This window comes from Bradyrhizobium sp. PUT101 (genome assembly GCF_052043945.1).
Classification (GTDB): Bacteria; Pseudomonadota; Alphaproteobacteria; order Rhizobiales; family Xanthobacteraceae; genus Bradyrhizobium.
The window spans coordinates 6,621,323-6,641,446 of record NZ_CP197207.1 but is presented as its reverse complement, the minus strand read 5'-3'; the positions used below and the strand labels follow the sequence as shown (position 1 = coordinate 6,641,446).

General features: G+C 65.8%; 18 protein-coding genes. 4 read left to right on the top strand and 14 right to left on the bottom strand.

Annotation, left to right across the window (positions count from 1 at the left end; translation table 11 throughout):
• Positions 1-3: 3 nt before the first annotated feature.
• Together fdhD and ACSHT2_RS31660 are read left to right on the top strand one after the other, a co-directional pair.
• Positions 4-831: a formate dehydrogenase accessory sulfurtransferase FdhD gene (gene fdhD / locus ACSHT2_RS31665; protein WP_440638830.1), complete on the top strand. Its 828-nt coding sequence runs from the start codon at positions 4-6 to the stop codon at positions 829-831.
• A complete protein-coding gene (locus ACSHT2_RS31660; protein ID WP_319325799.1) occupies positions 821-1,054 on the top strand; it encodes a formate dehydrogenase subunit delta in 234 nt (77 codons plus the stop codon). Before fdhD ends, ACSHT2_RS31660 begins: the two co-directional genes overlap by 11 nt.
• Here ACSHT2_RS31660 and ACSHT2_RS31655 read toward each other — a convergent pair.
• The 14 genes from ACSHT2_RS31655 to ACSHT2_RS31590 all read right to left on the bottom strand — a co-directional run bounded on the left by ACSHT2_RS31655 (position 1,011) and on the right by ACSHT2_RS31590 (position 18,400).
• Positions 1,011-3,998, bottom strand: a complete 2,988-nt coding sequence (locus ACSHT2_RS31655; RefSeq protein WP_440638828.1) for a bifunctional [glutamine synthetase] adenylyltransferase/[glutamine synthetase]-adenylyl-L-tyrosine phosphorylase — start codon at positions 3,996-3,998, stop codon at positions 1,011-1,013. The two genes, ACSHT2_RS31660 and ACSHT2_RS31655, sit on opposite strands and share 44 nt — an antisense overlap.
• A complete protein-coding gene (locus ACSHT2_RS31650) occupies positions 3,995-5,449 on the bottom strand; it encodes an ATP-binding protein (protein ID WP_440638826.1) in 1,455 nt (484 codons plus the stop codon). Before ACSHT2_RS31650 ends, ACSHT2_RS31655 begins: the two co-directional genes overlap by 4 nt.
• Positions 5,433-6,113 (bottom strand): response regulator transcription factor, encoded by a 681-nt coding sequence (locus ACSHT2_RS31645; RefSeq protein WP_440638824.1) that lies wholly within the window; start codon positions 6,111-6,113, stop codon positions 5,433-5,435. The genes ACSHT2_RS31650 and ACSHT2_RS31645 overlap by 17 nt, the downstream gene beginning before the upstream one ends.
• Positions 6,114-6,388: 275 nt before the next feature.
• A complete protein-coding gene (locus ACSHT2_RS31640) occupies positions 6,389-7,966 on the bottom strand; it encodes a Do family serine endopeptidase (RefSeq protein ID WP_440638822.1) in 1,578 nt (525 codons plus the stop codon).
• A gap of 222 nt (positions 7,967-8,188) precedes the next feature.
• Entirely contained in the window at positions 8,189-9,532 is a 1,344-nt protein-coding gene (locus ACSHT2_RS31635; protein ID WP_440638820.1) for a methyl-accepting chemotaxis protein, read from the bottom strand.
• A gap of 113 nt (positions 9,533-9,645) precedes the next feature.
• Positions 9,646-10,128: a cytochrome c-type biogenesis protein gene (locus ACSHT2_RS31630; RefSeq protein ID WP_440638818.1), complete on the bottom strand. Its 483-nt coding sequence runs from the start codon at positions 10,126-10,128 to the stop codon at positions 9,646-9,648.
• 4 nt (positions 10,129-10,132) lie between these two features.
• Positions 10,133-12,115 (bottom strand): heme lyase CcmF/NrfE family subunit, encoded by a 1,983-nt coding sequence (locus ACSHT2_RS31625; RefSeq protein ID WP_440638816.1) that lies wholly within the window; start codon positions 12,113-12,115, stop codon positions 10,133-10,135.
• Complete coding sequence (gene ccmE / locus ACSHT2_RS31620; protein WP_440638814.1) at positions 12,112-12,639, bottom strand: cytochrome c maturation protein CcmE; 528 nt, start codon at positions 12,637-12,639, stop codon at positions 12,112-12,114. Before ccmE ends, ACSHT2_RS31625 begins: the two co-directional genes overlap by 4 nt.
• Before the next feature lie 37 nt (positions 12,640-12,676).
• The gene (gene ccmI, locus ACSHT2_RS31615) at positions 12,677-13,783 is read right to left on the bottom strand and encodes a c-type cytochrome biogenesis protein CcmI (RefSeq protein WP_440638812.1); all 1,107 of its coding nucleotides are present in this window, start codon (positions 13,781-13,783) and stop codon (positions 12,677-12,679) included.
• Positions 13,784-13,913: 130 nt separating this feature from the next.
• A complete protein-coding gene (locus tag ACSHT2_RS31610) occupies positions 13,914-14,183 on the bottom strand; it encodes a hypothetical protein (RefSeq protein ID WP_319326378.1) in 270 nt (89 codons plus the stop codon).
• 98 nt (positions 14,184-14,281) lie between these two features.
• Entirely contained in the window at positions 14,282-15,682 is a 1,401-nt protein-coding gene (locus tag ACSHT2_RS31605) for a hypothetical protein (protein ID WP_440638810.1), read from the bottom strand.
• Positions 15,683-15,842: 160 nt separating this feature from the next.
• A complete protein-coding gene (locus tag ACSHT2_RS31600) occupies positions 15,843-17,219 on the bottom strand; it encodes an ATP-binding protein (protein ID WP_440638808.1) in 1,377 nt (458 codons plus the stop codon).
• 106 nt (positions 17,220-17,325) lie between these two features.
• Positions 17,326-18,000 (bottom strand): response regulator transcription factor, encoded by a 675-nt coding sequence (locus ACSHT2_RS31595; RefSeq protein ID WP_011085905.1) that lies wholly within the window; start codon positions 17,998-18,000, stop codon positions 17,326-17,328.
• A gap of 244 nt (positions 18,001-18,244) precedes the next feature.
• Positions 18,245-18,400: a hypothetical protein gene (locus tag ACSHT2_RS31590; protein ID WP_196232375.1), complete on the bottom strand. Its 156-nt coding sequence runs from the start codon at positions 18,398-18,400 to the stop codon at positions 18,245-18,247.
• A gap of 231 nt (positions 18,401-18,631) precedes the next feature.
• Between ACSHT2_RS31590 and ku the strand changes: the two genes are divergently transcribed.
• Both ku and ACSHT2_RS31580 read left to right on the top strand, forming a co-directional pair.
• The gene (gene ku / locus ACSHT2_RS31585; protein WP_440638806.1) at positions 18,632-19,615 is read left to right on the top strand and encodes a non-homologous end joining protein Ku; all 984 of its coding nucleotides are present in this window, start codon (positions 18,632-18,634) and stop codon (positions 19,613-19,615) included.
• A 59-nt stretch (positions 19,616-19,674) separates the two neighbouring features.
• A complete protein-coding gene (locus ACSHT2_RS31580; protein WP_440638805.1) occupies positions 19,675-19,911 on the top strand; it encodes a hypothetical protein in 237 nt (78 codons plus the stop codon).
• Positions 19,912-20,124: the final 213 nt, after the last annotated feature.

Below are 20,124 nucleotides of genomic sequence, written 5' to 3'. Positions count from 1 at the left end.
CGCATGCACGTGCCGGTTCAGGCCATCGACCGCGAGATCTGGCGTGATGGCATCGCATCGGAGGGAACAAGGCTGATCCCCGAGGAGACGCCGCTGGCGCTGACCTATAATGGCGGCACCTACGCCGTCATGATGGGGACGCCGCAGAACCTGGAGGATTTTGCGGTCGGCTTTAGCGTGAACGAAGGCATCGTCGGATCGGTCGACGACATTCGCTCTCTCGACGTGGTCCGTCTCGACGACGGCATCGAGCTGCGGATGTGGTTGGCATCGGAGGATGCAGCCCGCATCAGCGATCGCCGTCGTCACATCGCCGGACCCACCGGCTGCGGCATCTGCGGCATCGAGTCCATTGCCGAGGCGGTGCGGCCGGCGGCCGTGGTGCCGCAGGGGCAGACCTTCACGCCGGAGCAAATTATGACGGCGATGCAGGCCATCGCGCCCTTGCAATCTATCAATATGCAAACCCGCGCCGTTCACGCCGCCGCGTTCTGGGCCTCTGCAGGCGGCATCGTCGCGCTGCGCGAGGATGTCGGCCGTCACAACGCGCTCGACAAGCTCGCCGGGGCCCTGGCGCGCAGCCGCGCGGATGCGCGCGGCGGCATGGTGCTGCTGACGAGCCGGGTCTCGGTGGAGATGGTGCAGAAGACGGCCGCAATCGGCGCCCCCGTGATGATCGCCGTGTCCGCACCGACCGCGCTCGCGGTACGTACGGCGGAATCCGCCGGCATCACGCTGATCGCGATCGCGCGGCAGGACGGGTTCGAAATATTTTCGCATGGCAGCCGGATCGTCGCGCGCCATGCCACGGAGGTTGCCGATGTCGCCTGACCGCCTGATCTACATGGCCAACCAGATCGGCAAATTCTTCCAGAGCCAGGGCCATGACAAGGCCGTGCCGGGGATTGCCGAGCACATCAAGAAATTCTGGGATCCCCGGATGAAGCGCGCGATCTTCGCCCATCTCGATGCGGGCGGTGCGGGCCTGGCGCCCGATGTGCGCGAGGCCCTCACCTCGTTGAAGCAGGCGACGTCCCTTCCAGCAGCGCCCTGAACACGCGCCGCACCTCGCTTTGCGTTTCCTTCACACGCGCCTCCAGCGACGAGAAGTCCGGCGCGTCGCCCGCGCGCGCCATCACGCGCAGGAGGTCGGTGCCGGCGGTCTCCGGCTTGAAGCGCTCGCTGACGCAAAGCCGCAGGATCTGCGTCAGGTCGTGATAGAGCCGCGCCGCGGCACGCAGGATCTCGGTCTCGGACTGTGCGAGCACACCGAGCCTGCACGCATTTTCCAGCACCTGCATGGTGCTGACGTCGAGAATGTCCGGCTTCTCGTGGGCATGCACGAGCTGGAGATATTGCGCGATGAAGTCGATGTCGACCATGCCGCCGGCGGCATGTTTGATATCCCAGCAATCGGCCTCGCCCTTCTCCTGCGCGATCGCGCGCCGCATGTCGGCGACGTCGTTGGCGGTGATCGCGGGATCGCGGCGGCGGATCAGGACATCGCGGATGACGCGCTCGATCCGCTCCCGGAATTCGGGCGACGCCGACACCACGCGCGCGCGAGTCAACGCCATGTGCTCCCAGGTCCAGGCCTCGTTGGCCTGGTAGTCCGCGAATGAAACGAGGCTCGAGGCCACCGGGCCGGCGCGCCCAGACGGCCGCAGCCGCATGTCGATCTCGTAGAGCACGCCGTAATTGGTGCGCGTCGTGAAGGCGCTGATCAGGCGCTGGGTGAAGCGCGCGAAATAATGCGCGCCCTGAAGCGATTTCGGCCCATCGGAGTCCGGATTGTCGCTATCGAAATCGTAGAGCAGGATCAGGTCGAGATCGGACGAGGCCGTCATTTCGCGGCTGCCGAGCCGGCCCATCGCGATGATCGCGGTCTCCTGCCCCTTGATCCGGCCGTGCTGGGCGGCAAAGCGATCGGCGACGAGGCCATGCACGGTGTGCACGATTCCTTCGGCGACATCGGCAAAGGCCGTGCTCGCCTGCTGCGCCGAAACCGTGCCGGACAGGATTCGCGTGCCGATCAGGAACAGGCTCTCCTGCCCGAACAGGCGCAGGCGATCGAGAAACTCTTCGTAGGAGTCCGCGTCTCGCACGGTGGTCGCGAGCCGGCCCGACAATTCCTGCCTGTCGGGCATGGCGCCGAAGAAGCGCGGATCGATCAGGCCATCCATGAGCTGCGGCTGCCGCGCCAGCATCTCGCCAAGCCGGGGCGCCGCACCCAGCACCAGTGCCACCAGCGCGACGAGATCGCGGTTCTGGCCGAGCAGCGTGATCAGCCGGCCACCGCGCTGGAGCGCCCCGAGGAAATGATCGAACGCCACGACGGCGCGATCCGGCTCCTCGGCATGGGCAAGGCCGTCGATCAGAGCCGGCACGAATTCGACGAAGGCGCTTCGCGTCGCCTCATTGCGGAATACGCGATAGTCGCCGGTGATCCAGTCGCGCACCGTCTGCGCGACGGCGGCGGGCTTCTTGAAGCCGAGCGTCGCCAGGTGCTGGAGCAGACGCGGATCGTCGGGACCCGCACTGTAGTCGAGCGCCGGCAGCCTGGCCGTCCCGGTCGGATCGTCGCCCTCGAACAGTTTCTCGTAGTGACCCTGGACGATCTGGAGCTGGTGCAACAGGTCGCGCGCAAAGGCGTCGCGATCCTGATAGCCGAAGAACCACGCGAAGCGCTCGACCGCTTGCTTGTCCTCAGGCAGCGTATGGGTCTGCTCGTCGGCGATCATCTGGAGGCGATGCTCGACCCGGCGCAGGAATTCATAGGCCGTCGTCAGTTCGTCGCGCGCCGCCAAGGTGATCCAGTTGCTGGAGGCGAGGACGTCGAGCGCCCTAAGCGTCGGCCGCACCCGCAATTCCGGATGGCGGCCGCCCGCAATCAGCTGCTGAGTCTGCGCGAAGAACTCGATCTCGCGGATTCCGCCGCGCCCGACCTTGACGTTATGTCCCTCGACCGCGACCTCGCTCTGGCCGCGATAGGTTTGCATCTGCCGCTTCATGTCGTGAACGTCGGCAAGCGCGGCGAAGTCGAGATGCTTGCGCCAGACGAATGGCGCGATCTCCGCAAGCAGCGCCTCGCCGGCCCTGGCGTCGCCGGCACAGGCCCGCGCCTTGATCATCGCGGCGCGTTCCCAGGTGCGCCCTTCCCGCTCGTAATAATGCAACGCGGCGTCCCGCGAGATCGCCACCTGTGTCGAGGACGGATCGGGCCGCAGGCGCAGATCGACCCGGAAGACGTAACCGTCATAGGTGCGCTGCTGGAGGATGCGCGCCATCCCCTGCGTCACACGGACGAAGAACGGCTGCGGCTCGATGTCCGCCCCGAGCGTCGTCGCATCGGGATCGAAGAACACGATCAGATCGATGTCGCTGGAATAGTTCAGCTCGCCGGCGCCCATCTTGCCCATCGCGAGCACGATCAGCCCGCAGCCCTCTTCGGGCGCCTCCGGATTGGGCGGCGAGAGCTTGCCGCGTGCGGCTTCCTGCCGCAGCAGATATTGCAGCGCCGCCTGCACGGAGGACACAGCAACATCGGTGAGCGCCGCCGTCACCCGCATCACCGGCCAGACACCGCCGATGTCGCACAGCGCGATCAGCAGCGCGGCCTCCGCCTTCATCCGGCGAAGCAGCCGCATCACCTCGGCCTCGTCAGGTGCCGCGAGCACCGCGCCCCTTGCCTCAGCGATCAGTGCGGCGAGATGCGTATCCGGATCGCATTCGAGCAGCCGGATCAGGCGCAGGGCATCGGCGCGCGCCAGATCGAACAGATAGGGCGAGAATTCTGCGATCCCGGCCAGGATGTTGCGGGCGAAGGGATGGCCCAGGAGCACGTCCAGACGGGCTGATTGGGCCGGCTCGAGCTCGGCCAGCCAGCTTTCCAAACGTCGTTCGTCAGTTGTGGAAGCGGCAATATGGGGAGCCTCCGCGAAGCGTGCGGCCAGCCTCTCACCATGCTTGTCCGCGTTTCCCGGCGCGGAATGGTTCATGCCACCTTCTGTGGCACATCCGGCATTGGCGGAGCAACCCTGTCGCCCGCGCGCGCCGGCAGCACCAGCGTGGCGACAAGACCGGGATGGGCATCGCCCAGCCGCAATTCTCCGCCATGCAGCGTGGCAACAGCCGAGGCGAGGCTGAGACCGAGGCCGGAGCCCGGCAGCGTGCGGCTCGCCTCCAGCCGGACGAATCGCTCGACGGCATGCTTGCGGTCGCCTTCGGGAATGCCGGGGCCGCGATCGGTGACGCTAAGCAGCACCTGATCGCCTTCACGCCGGGCCTCGATCGTGATCTGCCGGCTATCCATGCTGACCACGGTTCCCGGGGGCTGCGAAGCAGGCTGGCCGTATTTGATGGCATTCTCGACCAGATTGGCGAGCGCCTGGCTGATCAACTCGCGGTTGGCATGAACCGGCGTCGGATCTGCCTTCACCTTCAAGGTCATGCCGTCGTCCTCAGCCAGGGGCTCGTAGAGCTCGTGGATGCCATTGGCGACCTCGGCGGCGTCGAAATCATCCATGTTGCCGCGCGCCTGTCCGGACTCGGCGCGCGCGATCATCAGAAGCGCGTTGAAAGTGCGGATCAGCCCGTCGGATTCCTCGATGGTCCGCTCCAGCGCGGCGCGGTAATCGGCCTCGCAGCCTGATCTCGCCAGCGCCTCCTCGGCCCGGTTGCGCAGCCGCGTCAACGGCGTCTTGAGGTCGTGGGCGATGTTGTCGGAAACCTCCTTCAGGCCCGCCATCAGCGCCTCGATCCGCTCGAGCATGGCGTTGAGGTTTTCGGCGAGGCGATCGATCTCGTCGCCGCTGCGACCCACGGGCAGGCGCTCGCTGAGATCTCCGGTCATGATCCGCTGCGCCGTGCCGGTCATCGCGTCGATGCGCCTCAGCACCCTCCGCGCGACGAAAATGCCGCCGGCGAGGCCAAGCACGACCACGATAAGGACCGACCATTGCGCCGCCTTGGCGACGATGCCGAACAGGCGCCGCCGCTCGGCGAGATCGCGGCCGATCAGCAGGCGGAAGCCGTTCTCCAATTCGGTGACGCGAACGAGCGCGCGATGGTCGCGATCATCCGTATCCTCGATGCGCCGGTAGGCGGTCTCGGACCAGCCACGGGTCGCCATCACGCCGGGCGCGAGCGAGCCGACATTGCCGGCAACCGCCTGCCCGGTCGGGGTGGTCACGAGATAGAGGTTCGCGCCCGGGCGCAGCGCCCGATATTCGATCGTCCGCACGAGGCCAAACAGGCCGCGGCGCCCGTAGATCTCGTTGATCTCCGAGGTTTCGGCATTGACCGTCTGCGTGATCTCCTCGGTGATCAGCCGCCGCGTGTTCCAGGCGAAATAGGCCAGCAGCGAGGCCGCGAACATCGCGAACAGCAGCAGATAGACCAGCGTCAGCCGGAACGCCGTGGTGCGGACGAGTTTACCGAATGCCGTCACGGATCATGTATCCGGCGCCGCGGATCGTGTGCAGCAGCGGGCGCTCGAAACCTTTGTCGATCTTGGAGCGGAGCCGCGAAATGTGCACGTCGATCACGTTGGTCTGCGGATCGAAATGATAATCCCAGACGTTCTCGAGCAGCATGGTGCGTGTCACCACCTGGCCGGCGTGCTTCATGAGATATTCGAGCAGGCGGAATTCGCGCGGCTGGAGCGTCAGCTCGTCCTTGCCGCGGGCGACGCGATGCGACAGCCGGTCGAGCTCGAGATCGCCGACACGGTAGAGCGTGTCCTCGGCCGGGCCGCCGCGGCGGCGCGACAGCACTTCGACACGGGCCAGAAGTTCGGCGAAAGAATAGGGCTTTGGCAGATAATCGTCGCCGCCGGCACGCAGGCCCTTGATGCGGTCGTCGACCTGCCCGAGCGCGGAGAGAATGAGCACCGGCGTCGTGTTGCCCTTGTCGCGCAGTGCGCCGATCAGCGAGAGGCCGTCGCGCTTGGGCAGCATGCGATCGACCACCAGCACGTCGTATTCGCCGTTCTCGGCCATGGCGAGGCCTTCCTCGCCGTCAGCGGCGTGGTCGGCAATGTGTCCGACTTCGCGAAACGCCTTGGCGAGGTAGTCGGCGGATTCGCGGTCGTCTTCGATGATGAGGAGGCGCATCGTGCGTTCGGCGGCGGTCAAGGAGGTCAACCTTCTCTAAACATGGCGCGAGCGGCAACGGCATGCAAGCCGAGCGGGAGGGTCTCGAAGCAGGAAAAAGGCGGGCGGTGAAGCTGGGGGGACCTCACCGCCCTAGGCCTTCCGACGGAGGGGGGCGTAATTCCACCGGAAGGTAGACAGGGGAAGCCAGCGTTGCGCTGCTTCCCCGAAGGGCACCGGCGGCGGGGGCGACTGATGCCGGCGATACCCTTCATCTCGTAGGCCTCCTTAAGGCCTCAGCCTTTGGCGAGCGGCACCGCGACGAAGCGCGACTGGCCGCCGCTCTTCACGCGCATCAGGACGCTGTTCTTGTTGTCGGTCCGCGCCGCGTTGATGGCGTCGCGGACTTCGCCCGCGGTGGCCACGCTCTTGCCGCCGACCTCGAGAATCACGTCGCCTTCCTTGAAGCCGCGTTCGGCCGCGGCGCTCTTCGGATCGACTTCGGTGACGACGACGCCTTCCTTGCCGGCGCCGGCAACGGAGTTTGCGGGCGCAACGGTCATGCCGAGCTTGGGCACGTCGGTGCCGCGATTGGCATGCTTGCCGCCGTCATTGTCGGTATCGGCCTTGGCCTCGACCGTGTTCGGCAGCTGGCCGAGGGTGAGGTTCACGACCTTGTCCTGGCCCTTGTGCAGCACGTTGAGCTTCACGGTCGCGCCTGGCGCCATGCCGCCGATGGTGCGGGCGAGCTCACGGGCGTCCTTGACGGATTCGCCGTTGACCGCCGTGATCACGTCGCCGGACTCGATGCCCGCCTTGGCGGCCGGACCGTTGGTCTGCGGCTCAGCCACCAGAGCGCCTTCGGCCTTCTTCATGCCGAGGCTGTCGGCGATGTCCGAGGTCACGGGCTGGATCTGAACGCCGATCCAACCGCGGCTGACCGAGCCCTTGTCCTTCAGCTGCGCGACCACGCTCTTGACGGTATTGGCCGGAATCGAGAACGCGATGCCGACGCTGCCGCCGGAGGGCGAGTAGATCGCGGTGTTGACGCCCATCACCTCGCCGTTGGTATCGAAGGCGGGACCGCCGGAATTGCCCTTGTTCACGGGCGCGTCGATCTGGATGAAGTCGTCATAGGGGCCGTTGCCGATGTCGCGGCCGCTGGCCGAAACGATGCCCGCGGTCACGGTGCCGCCGAGGCCGAAGGGGTTGCCGACCGCAAGCACCCAGTCGCCGATCCGCGGCTTGCTGTCGGCAAGCTTGGCGAACGGGAAGTTCGAGCCGCCCTCGACCTTGATCAAGGCGAGGTCAGTGCGCTGGTCGGTGCCGATCACCTTGGCGGTGTAGGTCTTGCCGTCATCGGTGGTGACCTCGACCTTGTCGGCGCCGTCGACCACGTGGTTGTTGGTCACGGCATAGCCGTCGGCCGAGATGAAGAAACCGGAGCCCTGGCCCTGCACGACGCGGCCGCGGCCGCCCTTCAGGCCCGGGAAGCCATCAGGACCGCCGAAACGGCGGAAGAAGCGCTCCATCGGCGAGCCCGGCTGGAACGGCGAGGAGGAATCATCGCCGTCATCGTTGCTCGCGATCTTCTCCTTGATGTTGACCTTCACCGAGATCACCGACGGCTTCACGCGTTCGACGATGTCCGCAAAACCGACGGGACGCTCGACCTTACGAACCTCGTTGTTGACCTGCGCATGCGCCGGGCTGGAGAACAGGTCGGCCGGCGAGGTCGAGGGGCTGAAGCCGTAGACAGCCGCGCCGAGGCCGGCGACGACCGAGGCCATCAGCGCGAGCTTGCGCGCAGAGAACACCGACCGGCGCGGCTGCCGGTACGACGGAAGATTCGAAAGGTCGGGACGTTCGGTCATGCAGAAATCTCCAGGGCCTTGAATTCTTTTGGTACCGGATGCCAGCACCTTACGGACCTGAAGATGGGGGCTCGCGCCTTACCGTGCGCTGGCTGGGCGGTTAAACTTTCGTAATGAAGGGGATAAGGCGGATGCGGCAGTTTAGCGCATACCGAAAATCGTGGTCTTCCAGGAACTTAACCGAGTTCCCGGAACGGCGCATGAGCGCAATTTCTGGCGCGCTCAGCTCGCCCTGACACTGACGATGAACTCGTCGACTTCGCGCTTCAGGGTCTCGGCCTGCTGCGACAGGTCAACCGCCGAATCCCGCGCCTCGTCGGCCATGCGGCCGGTCTCCGCGGAGGTCGAGGTGATCTGGACGATATGGTTGGAGACGTCGAGGGTGCCGCGCGCGGCGTCCTGGGCACTGCGCGTGATCTCCTGCGTGGCGTTGCGCTGCTGGGCGGTGTCGATCTCGATGCCGGACATGATCGACGAAATCTCCGACAGCGTCCTGGAAATACCGTCGATCGCGCCGCGGGTCTCCGCGGTGATGCCCTGAATGCTGGCGACATGGGAGGTGATCTCCTCCGTCGCCTTGCTGGTCTGATGCGCCAGATTCTTCACCTCGGAGGCGACCACGGCAAACCCCTTGCCCGCCTCCCCGGCTCGGGCCGCCTCGATGGTGGCGTTGAGCGCCAGGAGATTTGTCTGCGATGCGATCGCCTGCACGAGCTGGACGACCTCGCCGATCTTGTCGGCGGCATCCGACAGCGTGTGGATGGTATCGCGGCTCTTCTCCGCCTGGGACGCCGCACCCTCGGCGCGCTGGGTCGCATCCGTGACGCGGCGGCTGATCGTGCCGATCGAATTCGTCATCTCCTCGGCAGAACCCGCGACCGTCTGCACGCTGGCGCTGGCCTGGCTCGCGGCGCTCGCGACCACATTGGCCTTGGTGCTGGTGTCGTTGGCCGTCCGCGACAGCGTCTCGGCGTTGGTCTTCAGATGCACGGCCGATGACGCCACGCTGGCGACGACGCTGGCGACGAGATCGTCGAAGCGCTTGATCCGATCGTCCAGGAATTTCGACCGCTCGGCCTGATGCTGCGCTTCGCGCAGCTGCTGCTCGGAGAGGCGGCGCCGCTCGAGGCCGTTGGTCTTGAACACCTCCAGCGCACCGGCGAGCAGGCCGATCTCGTTGGTGCGACCGAGCCCGGGAACGGGCGTCTCGAACTTCTGGTCGGCGACCTCGCGCATGGCATGCACGATCGCCGCCAGGGGACTGAGAATGCCGTTGCGCACGGCGAACCAGGTGGTGAGGCAGATCGCGGCGGCGACGACAGCAATTATGCCGCAGGCGACCAGGAAATAGGAGAACGCGGTCTGCGCCTGCTGATAGATCTGCATGGCATGGTCGCGCACGGGGCCGCTCAGTGTGGCGAAGTCGGAGGACAGGCTGGTGATCTCGTTGTTGAGATAGAGCACCGCGATGAAGCCGGTGCCGCCGCCGATGCCCAGCAGGAACAATAACGCAGCGACGACGGCGCCGACCAGGAAGCGGATCGTCAGATTGCTGTTCGCGAACATCGGGAGGACTCGGAGGCTGGAATCGATCTCGCGACAAGCTTCCAGACAAAGGTCAAAATAGCATGAAGCGCGCGGCAGCGGCCGCAGCCTCCGTTCCATTTTGTGGTTGGACGTCAGGAAGATTTGGCATCGTCCGACATCAACGCAGCGAGCCGCGCCTCCTCCTCGGGCGTGAGCGGCGCCGCCGGTACGTCTGCACCGCTTCGCGCGCGGCGCCGGATCTGCAGCCACAGCGCCAGGGCCCCGCCGAGCAGCAGCACCGGCCCGAGCAGCCACAGCAGAAGATTCTGTCGTTCGAAGCGCGGTTTCAGCAGCACGAACTCGCCGTAGCGCGCCACCAGGAAATCAAGCACCTGAGAATTGCTGTCTCCGGCGGCGATGCGCTCCCGCACCAGGAGCCGCAGGTCGCGAGCGAGCGGGGCGTCGGAATCGTCGATCGACTGGTTCTGGCAGACCATGCAGCGCAGCTCGCGCGACAGCTCCCGCGCGCGCGATTCCTTGGCGGGGTCCGACATGATCTCGTCGGGCTGGACAGCGTGGACCGCAGGCAACGCCAGCAGCATCAACGCGACGAACGCGGCCATCATCCGGTGCATCGGATCACTCTGCAGGCTGGAGGCGCTGCTTGGCCCGCGCCGGCTTCGGCGCGCCGACCCGCAGGCGGCGGTCGGAGAGCGAGAGCACGCCGCCGAACGCCATCAACACCGGCCCCCACCAGATCAGCAGCACCATCGGCTTGTAATAGATGCGCACAGCGATGGCGCCTTCGGCGGTGGCATCACCGAGCGAGACGTAGAGCTGGCTCGCGCCGCGGGTCAGCAGCGCGGCCTCGGTCGTCGACGACCCGCGCGTGGTGAAGCTGCGCTTCGACGGCGTCATGACCGTGAGCGCCTCGCCATCACGGCTGATCTTGAACTCGGCGATCATCTCGCGGTAGTTCGGGCCCTGCCGCTGAAGCAGCCCGTCGAGCTTCAGGTCATAGCCGGCGACATGGGCGACGTCGTTCGGCTTCATGGTCGCGATGTGTTCGCTGTTCCAGGTGGTCTCGCAGACGATCCCGATCAGCGCGACGCCGAGGCCGGCATGCGCAAACGCCGTGCCCCAGGCCGATCGCGGCAGGCCGCGCGCCCGCTGCAGCACCGTTGCGAACGGCAGACGAACCAGCCCCGTCCGCTCGACGATGTCCGTGACCGCACCGGCGATGACGAAGACACCGAGCCCGATCGCGAGCGGCGCCAGCGTGCTGCCGCCAGTCGCCCAGCCCCAGGCGATGGCGACGGCGACAAGCCCGGCAACGCCGGCCGCGAGCAGGCGCTGCGTCACGCCGAGCAGATCGCCGCGCTTCCACGCCAGCATCGGCCCGAACGGCACGGCAAGCAGCAACAGCGTAAACAGCGGAGCGAAGGTGAGGTTGTAAAAGGGGGCGCCGACCGACATCTTGAAGTCGGCGAGCATCTCCATCGCCAGCGGATAGAGCGTGCCGAACAGCACCACCGCGCAGGCCACGGTGAGCAGCAGATTGTTCAGCACCAACGCGCCCTCGCGCGAAACCGGCGCGAACAGGCCGCCCTGCTTCAACGACGTTGCGCGGCCAGCGAACAGCGAAAGGCTGCCGCCGATGAACAGGCAGAGGATCAGCAGAATGAACACGCCGCGGGTGGGATCAGTGGCGAAGGCATGCACGGAGGTGATGACGCCCGAGCGCACCAGGAAGGTGCCGAGCAGCGACAGCGAGAAGGTCAGGATCGACAACAGGATGGTCCAGACCTTCAGCGCATTGCGCTTCTCCATCACCAGCGCCGAATGCAATAGCGCGGTGCCGGCGAGCCAGGGCATCAGCGAGGCGTTCTCGACCGGATCCCAGAACCACCAGCCGCCCCAGCCGAGCTCGTAATAGGCCCAGTAGGAGCCCATGGCGATGCCGAGCGTCAGGAAGATCCAGGCGACCAGCGTCCACGGCCGCACCCAGCGCGCCCAGGCCGCGTCGATCCGTCCCTCCATCAGCGCCGCAATGGCAAAGGAGAACGAGATCGAAAAGCCGACATAGCCGAGATAGAGCATCGGCGGATGCACGGCGAGACCGATGTCCTGGAGCACCGGATTGAGATCGCGGCCCTCGACCGGCGGGTTCGCGATGCGCAGGAACGGATTCGATGTCACCAGGATGAAGAGATAGAAGGCGCTGGCGATCCAGGCCTGCACGGCCAGCACATGCGCGCGCAGCGACAGCGGCAGATTGTTTCCAAAAGCAGCAACCAGCCCGCCGAACAGCGCGAGAATCGACACCCACAGCAGCATCGAGCCTTCATGGTTCCCCCACACGCCCGTGATCTTGTAGAGCAGCGGCTTCGTCGAGTGGGAGTTCTCGTACACGTTGGCGACGGAGAAATCCGAATTCACGTGCAGCATCACGAGCGCTGCGAACGACACACCGACGAACAGGAGCTGCGCCAGCGCCGTGGAGCGCGCCACATTCATCAGGGCGGCATCGCGCAGGCGCGCGCCGACCAGCGGCACGATGGACTGAATCAGTGCGAGCCCAAGCGCCAGCACCAGCGCGTAATGTCCGGATTCTGCGATCACCGCATCGCTCCTTGCGGATTGCCCTGTGCGGTCGTGGCCGCAGGCTTGGCTCCCTCAGGAGCCTTGATGCCGTCAGAAGCCTTGCCGCCGTAATCGTCCTTCCAGTGCCCCTGCTTCTTCAGGGCATCGGCGACGTCCTTGGGCATGTAGGTCTCGTCGTGCTTGGCAAGGACCGTATCGGCCTTGAACACACCGTTGGCGTCGAGTGCGCCTTCGGCGACCACGCCCTGCCCTTCGCGGAACAGGTCGGGCAGGATGCCTTTGTAGGCGACCGGCAGCTTTGCGTTGCCGTCGGCGACCTCGAAGGTCACCGCGAGATTGTCGCCGCGCTGCAGCGAGCCCGGCTGGACCAGCCCACCGAGGCGAAATCGCTTGCCCGGCTCGACGTGCTTCTCGGCGACCATGGTTGGCGTCGAGAAGAACACGATGGAGTCGCGAAGTGCGTTGAGCACCAGCGCGGCCGCGAGCGCGAGCACGGCGAGCGAGCCGCCGATGATGGTCATACGTCGCTGCTTGCGCGTCATGGCGTATCCGTTCTCCGCATCTCTCGTCCCGAAATCGTCATCCGCCGAGCCCGAGAGTCCTCAGGCCGTCGTTGAGCTGGCGCAGCCGCTCGGCGTCGCTGGCAACCGCCTGCCGGGCATCGGCCGATGCCCCCATAGCCTTGTCTCGCTCGCCCATCACGAGATAGGCGCGCACCAGACGCAGCCACCCCTCGACATCGTCACCGTTCTGCTTCAGCCGCGTGGCCAGACGATCGACCATGCCGCGCACCATCGCGTTGCGATCGCCTTCGGCCATATCCTTGGAAGCAGCAACCGTCTCATCTGACAGCGCGGGCATCGTGCCGCCCCGGCCGACGCGCGCGAGCGATGACTGCACCAGCGCACGCCATGGCGCATCCGCGGGCGCCTTCGCAAGCAGCGCGCGCCAGATCGTGGCTGCATCGCCCTTGCGGCCGTCCTGCTCGGCGGCAAGACCCAGGAAGTAGTTCGCCTTGGGATCGTCGGCGTTCAAGGCATGTGCCCGCTCGAATTCGGCCTTGGCCTCGGCGGTCACCACGCCGCCGGCAGCAGCCGAGATCGCTTCGCCGAGATCGGACCGGCGCTCCGCGCTCTCGCCATTGTAGGTGAGCGAGTTGCGATAGGCGCGCACTGCGTCGTCGAAGCGGCCGAGCCGCTCCAGAACCGGCGCGAGCACGTTCCAGCCGCGCCCGTCGGTCGGATTCTTTTCCAGATGTTGCTCGACCTGAACGACGAGGCTCTCGAGCGATTGCGCCACGCCGGACCCACGCTCCCGCTGCGCCAGGGGAAAGTCCTGAAGCCGCGGTGAGCCGAGCGGCATGTAGACGCCGACCGCAACGAGCGGCAGGCCGGCGAGCGCCAGCACGGCCGCCGCACGGCGCCATTTGAGGTTCGACTTCGGCGCCATTGCGGGCTCGCTGGCTGCCGCCGCGAGCAGCCTGCGGCTGATCTCGACGCGCGCAGCCTCGGCCTCCGGCGCCGGGATCAGCCCTGCGGCGAGATCACGCTCGATCTCGGCCAACTGGTCCTTGTAGACCGCGACCTCGCTGCCCTGATCTTGCGCGCCGCTACTGCGACCAAGCGGCCAGAGCACGGCGAAAATCGCCGAGACCGTCATCAGCGCGAACACGAACCATAGCGTCATCTGGCAAGCTTCCGGCAGCGCACGAACCGCGCCTATAGGTGCCTTTACACCACGGGCGGACGATGCGGCAATTGACAATTGTCAATGCGTGCGGCCGCATACAGTCCCGAAATGGTGAAAATCCAACAGCTTAGCCGATCTCGAAGTCCGAACTTCGCGCCGCGTCCTCGCCGTGCCCGTTGAAGGCCCTCAGGAAGTATGTTCCCGGCTTGATTGCATCGGGCAATCTGATGCGCAACGCTCCCACCGGAACCCGAGATGCAACCCTCGTGATTGTCTCCGGCAGTTGCCGATCGCTTGCCTTCTCGACCAACACGACCTTGGCGCCAACCATCAGCCTTTGATATTTGGCAACGATGACGCGGTTCTCAATCTCGATGGAGCTGATAATAGGTTTCATGCGCCCACAGATAGAAATTCCCCGGACTCGCTCGGGGACCGTACGGCGCGCCATCGGCATGGTCAACTATAAATTGTGACGACGAGATTTGCGCTTAATCAGCCCGCGCGCGACGATTTGCGCTCGCCTGTGAGTGCGTTTTCCGCGGCCCGGCTCATCAACGAGGCGTAGTCGTCGCCGAACAGCACCTGGCAGAAGCGGATCGCGGCCTGCACCTGCTGCTGGCGATAGGCGCGGACCTTGTGATCGGCGGCGCGCAGCGACTGCACCAGCTGCTCGGTCGAGCGTTCCACATATTGCTGGAGATCGGAATAGGTGCGCAGCGTCACCTCGTTGATCGCAAGCTCGCTCGCATAGTTGCGGCATGTCGCGACGAAGTCGATCAGCGCCACCGCTTCCTCCACCTCCGTGCTGTCGACCCGCGCGCCCGGCGGAATGTCTTTCTCGGGGCGCTGGCGCAGGATGCGGCGAACGCGACCGGGAACGCTGTCGATCTCGGATTGCAGCGCATTGGAGATGTCGGCGCGGATCGACGTCAACTGCTTGCCCCAGGCGGAATCGTTGCGCAGGTCGAGCTCGGTGCGCAGGCCGCGCACGCCGTCGTGCAGCGTCTTGAGATTGTCGGCGACGTTGTCGAAATGGCCGCGCTTGATGTCCATGCGAAGGATCGCGGCCACGCAGGACAAATCATGCAGCGCGATCGTGACGGCGACGCCATAAGGCGTTGCCGCCACGCGGATCTCGTCGTCGGACGCGGCAATCTTGATGGCGAGGCGGATGATCTGCCAGGGGGCGGTCATGCGCTGCACGACCATCGAGAGCGCGAAGGGCAGCATCTGCGGCGTCTGAAGCGCGGGAATGTTGAGCGCTGACGTCACCGAGGCGATCTGGGGATCGCCGAAGGTGCGCAGGAAGCGCGGCAGCCTCTCGTTCACGGTGGCGACGGCCTCGCGGACCTGGAGTACCGCACCCACCGAATAGAGATCCTCGATCACGTTCGGCGGGCCGACACGGGCCAGCGCGCGCGATTTGTCGCCCCCGCCCGGCCCGGTCAGCTCGAAGATGGCATCCGCGGCCACCGTCTGGAGCTTCTGCGCCAGGGCTTCGACCTGCCCTGCATCGTCCGACGGCATGCGCGACAGCAGCGCCTCGAATTCGTTCACCTTGTCCGGCGCGCCGTCACGGCCGAGCCACTGCCAGATCGGCTGTAGCGAGGAGCGGCGAATCTGGCCGACCCGGAGCGGAGTGCCCGCCTCGACCAGGAACGGTTCCAACACCTGGAACAGCAGCCGGGATAGATCGTCGGTGCGCGGCGGCGGAGCCTCGTCGACTTCGGTCTTGCGGACGATCTTGCGCAGTTGCTCGAGCACCAGGGTCGCGACAGCCGTGTCCTGGCCGCGCTCCAGCGCGCGCTCGAATTCCCGCATCAGCAGGGCCTGCGCCTGCGGCGGGAGCTGCGCGAGATATTCCCTCAGCCGCTCGATCGATGTCTGGCTCATGCGCCCGGGTAATGCACGGTAAAATGGCGGACATGCGATGCGTCCGGGCGCGATCATAGGACGCCCCACTTAAGAAGCCGTTTAGGAAGTGTGTCCGAATGCCCCTGGTTTCCTCCGGCCGGAGATCGACGAAGACGAAAAATGACGTCGAAACAATGAACTACAGTCCCGGAAGGACCAATTCGGCGCGCAGGCCGCCGGTCGGCGCAGCACCGAGCGAAAGGCTGCCGCCATAGAGCGCGGCGAGATCGACCACGATGGAGAGGCCCAGTCCCGATCCGGGCTTGGACTCATCGAGCCGCTGGCCGCGCCTGGAGACCTGCGCGCGCTCCGCTTCCGACAGGCCACGGCCGTCGTCATCGACGATGATCCGCAGGCGCGGACCCGCACCCGCCTGGAGCGGCGCCTCGACCAACACCTCGATGAGGACGCGCGAGGCCGCCCATTTGCAGGCATTGTCGACGAGATTGCCGACCATCTCTTCCAGATCCTGTCGTTCGCCGCGAAATTTTGCCGACGGATCGGCCTTGGCTTCGACGACGATGCCACGATCGCGATAGATCTTCTCCATGGTCCGCCGCAGCGCCTCGATGGCAGGCGCCACCTCCGTCACGGTCGCGACCACGGAGACCCGCGCCGCAATGCGCGCACGCTCGAGATGATGGGCGACCTGGTCGCGCATCAGGTCCGCCTGCTCCATCACCTTGGCCGCGAACGGATCGGCCAGGTGGGCGCCGGCCTCGTTGACGATGACCGAGAGCGGCGTCTTGATCGCGTGGGCGAGATTGCCGACGTGGGTGCGCGCGCGCTCGACGATCTCGCGATTGGCATCGATCAGCGCGTTGGTCTCGCGCGCCAGCGGTGCGATCTCGACCGGGAATTCACCCTCGAGCCGTTCCGCCCGGCCGGAGCGAATGTCGGCGATCGACTCCGAGATGCGCTTGAGCGGTGCCAGGCCGAAGCGGACCTGGAACACGGTCGTCAGCAGCAGCACGATGCCGAGCGCGGTGAAGGTGCCGCCGAGATAATAGTCGAAGCTTCGCGTCTCGTCGAAGATCTCGGTGTCGTCGCCAGCGACGCTGACGAGAAATTTGCCGTCGGCACCGAGATCGACCGGCCGTTCCACCATGCGCAAATTCTGCCCCTCCGGGCCGTCGACATAGGCGAGGCGGATGCCGGCGGCGGTGAGCTCGGCGCCCTGATCTTCCAGCTTCGGCAGCTTCTTGTCCCAGAGCGAGCGCGAGGAGCGCACCTCCGGCTTTTCGGTATCGGTGCGCGTGATCTGCCAATACCAGCCGGACAGCGGCAGATCGAACAGGGGCTCGCCGAGCGACTGGAACTGGCGGTCCGGCGGCTCGTCGGGGGTCGCGACCTCGGCGATGAGGGTGCGCAGATAAAGATTGAGCCGGCGATCGAACGCGCGCTCGGTGGCGTTCTTGTAGACCGACGACAGCACCACGCCAGTGATGGCCAGGATCACCACGAGCCAGGCGGTCGCCGACAGGAACAGTCGGTTCGCAAGCGAGCTAGCGGCCATCGGAACGGTCCCGGGACGGGCTGGAAGTCAGGTCGTCGGAGGTCATGGGCCGACCAAGGCCCGTGTCAGGGCGGCCGTCAAGCCCGGACGGCGCGAAGTCCAGGCCTCAAGCGCCCGGCGCAGGCGGCGGGGTCAGCAGGTAGCCGAGGCCCCGAACGGTCTGGATGATGTCGACGTCGAGCTTCTTGCGGATACGGCCGACAAAGACCTCGATGGTATTGGAGTCGCGGTCGAAATCCTGGTCGTAGAGATGCTCGACCAGCTCGGTGCGCGAGACTACCCGCCCGGAATGGTGCATCAGATAGGCCAGAAGCCGATATTCGTGCGAGGTCATCTTGACGGGATTGCCCGACACGCTGACCCGGCCGGTCCTGGTGTCGAGGGTGACGGGACCGCAGCTGAGTTCGCTCTGGGCGTGGCCGGTCGAACGGCGCAGCAGGGCGCGGATGCGCGCCAGCACCTCCTCCAGGTGGAACGGCTTGGCGACATAGTCGTCGGCGCCGGCATCGAACCCCTGCACCTTGTCGCTCCAGCGATCGCGTGCGGTGAGGATCAGGACCGGCATGGTGCGGCCGTTGCGGCGCCAGGCCTCCAGCACCGAGATGCCGTCCTTCTTCGGCAGGCCGATGTCGAGCACCACGGCGTCATACGGCTCGTTGTCGCCGAGATAATGCCCCTCCTCCCCATCGAAGGCCCGATCGACGACATAGCCGGCGTCGGTCAGCGCTTTGGTGAGCTGGCGATTGAGATCTGGGTCGTCCTCAACAACGAGCAGGCGCACGCTTCTCTCCAAAGATCGACTGCAAGAACAGGCTGCATGAACACCGCCAGAGATGAACAATTCCGGCGTGAACTGAATATGAACGCGGGGAACCGGCCTACGTTACTTTTTGGTCATATAGAACCTGTCGCAAGCCAATGCGACTGCGCCCGCCATGCCGCGGGACGAGCCGGCGGCATGGCGGGCGCAATGTGCCGCGTTGCGCGGCGAGCCGGGGGGCCCCGGCGTCCGGATCCGGCCGTCGTCAGGTCCGGAAGAACACGAACCAGACGACGGCGAGGATCAGGATCGCAAGCCCGGTCGAGATGGCGAGCAGCGCCGCCACCGAAGGCCCGGGCTCGCCCTGGCGCGCCTCGGTCGGAGTTTCCACGATGCGCTTCTGCTCTCGCGTGGTTGCCATGGTGACCTCGATCTGTGGCTGTCGCTTGCGATGGCCGCGACTTTCCTCGCGGCTATGAAGTGCCGGGGCAACGCGTGATCCCGGGCGATGTTCCGGATCATGGGCCCGCCCGGCAACACGGCGCAGGCGGCGATTAACGCCGTTGCAAGATTCCGGGCCGGCGGTTGCTATGATTCGCACCTGGGCGATGTTATCCTTGGCGCTTGTCCTCTGTTGCGTCTGGAGTAGCCCATGGCCCCCCGCGCCAATTGGAAGGGTTTTCTGCGTCTGTCGCTCGTGACCTGCCCGGTCGCGCTCTATCCGGCCACCTCGGACACCGAGAAGGTCTCGTTCAACCAGATCAACCGCAAGACCGGCCACCGGATCAAGTACCTCAAGGTCGACGCCGAGACCGGCGACGAGGTGACCTCCGAGGACATCGTCAAGGGCTACAAGGTCGACACCGACACCTACATCGAGGTCACCAAAGACGAGCTGGACGAGATCGCGCTCGACTCCACCCACACGATCGAGATCGACGAGTTCGTGCCGAAGGCCGACATCGACAACCGCTATCTGATCCGCCCCTATTACCTCGTGCCGGACGGCAAGGTCGGCCACGACGCCTATGCGGTGATCCGCGAAACCATCCGCAGCATGGACAAGGTCGCGATCGGCCGCGTGGTGCTGACCAACCGTGAGCATATCATCGCGCTGGAGCCGCTCGACAGCGGGCTGATGGGCACGCTGCTGCGTTACCCCTACGAGGTCCGCAGCGAAAAGGAATATTTCGACGACATCCAGGACGTGAAGCTCACCAAGGACATGCTCGACCTCGCGAAACACATCGTCGAGAAGAAGTCCGGCGCGTTCGAGCCAGAGCTGTTCGAGGATCATTACGAGACCGCCCTGATCGATCTCATCAACAAGAAGCGCAGCGGGACGCCGATCACCGCGAAGGCCGCACCGAAGACCGGCGGCAATGTCATCAATCTGATGGACGCGCTGAAGAAGAGCATCGCGAACGAGAAGGACGCTGCTCCCACGGCAAAGCTCGCCAAGGAGACCACCAAGGGCAAGAGGCCGAAGAAGCGCGTCGAGGGCCAGCGCGAGATGCTGCTGCCGATCGCCGGCAAGGGCGGCAAGGACGCCGCGGCGAAGACAGCGACCAGGGAAGCGACCAAGGACACTTCGAAGAAGGCCGACAAGCCGGCGCGGGCGAAGAAGGCCGGCTAGCGGCATCCCCCCGCGATCGCGCCGTGATGTCTCTCCTCGTCGATCAGGCGGCCTGACATATGCCCTGGTCGACGGCGTTCGACGATCCCGTTCGCATGGGCAACAAGCGCAAGTTGCTCACGCTTCAGGATGCGGCGGACTACATCATGCAGCTGCCTGAGGACACCCAGCACGCGGAGCACTGGCAGACCGCCATCGAAACCTTGATCAATGCCGCCGAGATGGGCGGCGGCTGGGTGATGTTCGCCCGCATCGCCATGTTGCGGGCGCTGAATGCGGACGGCCGGAGCGGATGAAGCGCGATGGAAATGTCCTCAACAATCGGTTAAGCGGCCGCACGATCAGGCCTTGACGGGCACTGCGTCGGCGCAACCCGGGGGCTGCCGTTAGGATCCACTTGGAGGGATCGAAGGAACCTTAATTTAATGAATGCCGTCGTATGAGCGAAAGCGCGATGGCTCCGGCTTAATTCTTCCGGCGTGCACAAAGACATAGTCGATCGATTTGCG

Coding starts and splice junctions, on each gene's coding strand:
- ACSHT2_RS31590 (WP_196232375.1), bottom strand. CDS start 18,400: ATGGCAACCACGCGAGAGCAGAAGCGCATCGTGGAAACTCCGACCGAG.
- ACSHT2_RS31635 (WP_440638820.1), bottom strand. CDS start 9,532: ATGTTCGCGAACAGCAATCTGACGATCCGCTTCCTGGTCGGCGCCGTC.
- ACSHT2_RS31645 (WP_440638824.1), bottom strand. CDS start 6,113: ATGCGCCTCCTCATCATCGAAGACGACCGCGAATCCGCCGACTACCTC.
- ACSHT2_RS31630 (WP_440638818.1), bottom strand. CDS start 10,128: ATGCACCGGATGATGGCCGCGTTCGTCGCGTTGATGCTGCTGGCGTTG.
- ACSHT2_RS31610 (WP_319326378.1), bottom strand. CDS start 14,183: ATGAAACCTATTATCAGCTCCATCGAGATTGAGAACCGCGTCATCGTT.
- ACSHT2_RS31660 (WP_319325799.1), top strand. CDS start 821: ATGTCGCCTGACCGCCTGATCTACATGGCCAACCAGATCGGCAAATTC.
- ACSHT2_RS31580 (WP_440638805.1), top strand. CDS start 19,675: ATGCCCTGGTCGACGGCGTTCGACGATCCCGTTCGCATGGGCAACAAG.
- ccmI (WP_440638812.1), bottom strand. CDS start 13,783: ATGACGCTATGGTTCGTGTTCGCGCTGATGACGGTCTCGGCGATTTTC.
- ccmE (WP_440638814.1), bottom strand. CDS start 12,639: ATGACGCGCAAGCAGCGACGTATGACCATCATCGGCGGCTCGCTCGCC.
- fdhD (WP_440638830.1), top strand. CDS start 4: ATGCACGTGCCGGTTCAGGCCATCGACCGCGAGATCTGGCGTGATGGC.
- ACSHT2_RS31655 (WP_440638828.1), bottom strand. CDS start 3,998: ATGAACCATTCCGCGCCGGGAAACGCGGACAAGCATGGTGAGAGGCTG.
- ku (WP_440638806.1), top strand. CDS start 18,632: ATGGCCCCCCGCGCCAATTGGAAGGGTTTTCTGCGTCTGTCGCTCGTG.
- ACSHT2_RS31605 (WP_440638810.1), bottom strand. CDS start 15,682: ATGAGCCAGACATCGATCGAGCGGCTGAGGGAATATCTCGCGCAGCTC.
- ACSHT2_RS31600 (WP_440638808.1), bottom strand. CDS start 17,219: ATGGCCGCTAGCTCGCTTGCGAACCGACTGTTCCTGTCGGCGACCGCC.
- ACSHT2_RS31640 (WP_440638822.1), bottom strand. CDS start 7,966: ATGACCGAACGTCCCGACCTTTCGAATCTTCCGTCGTACCGGCAGCCG.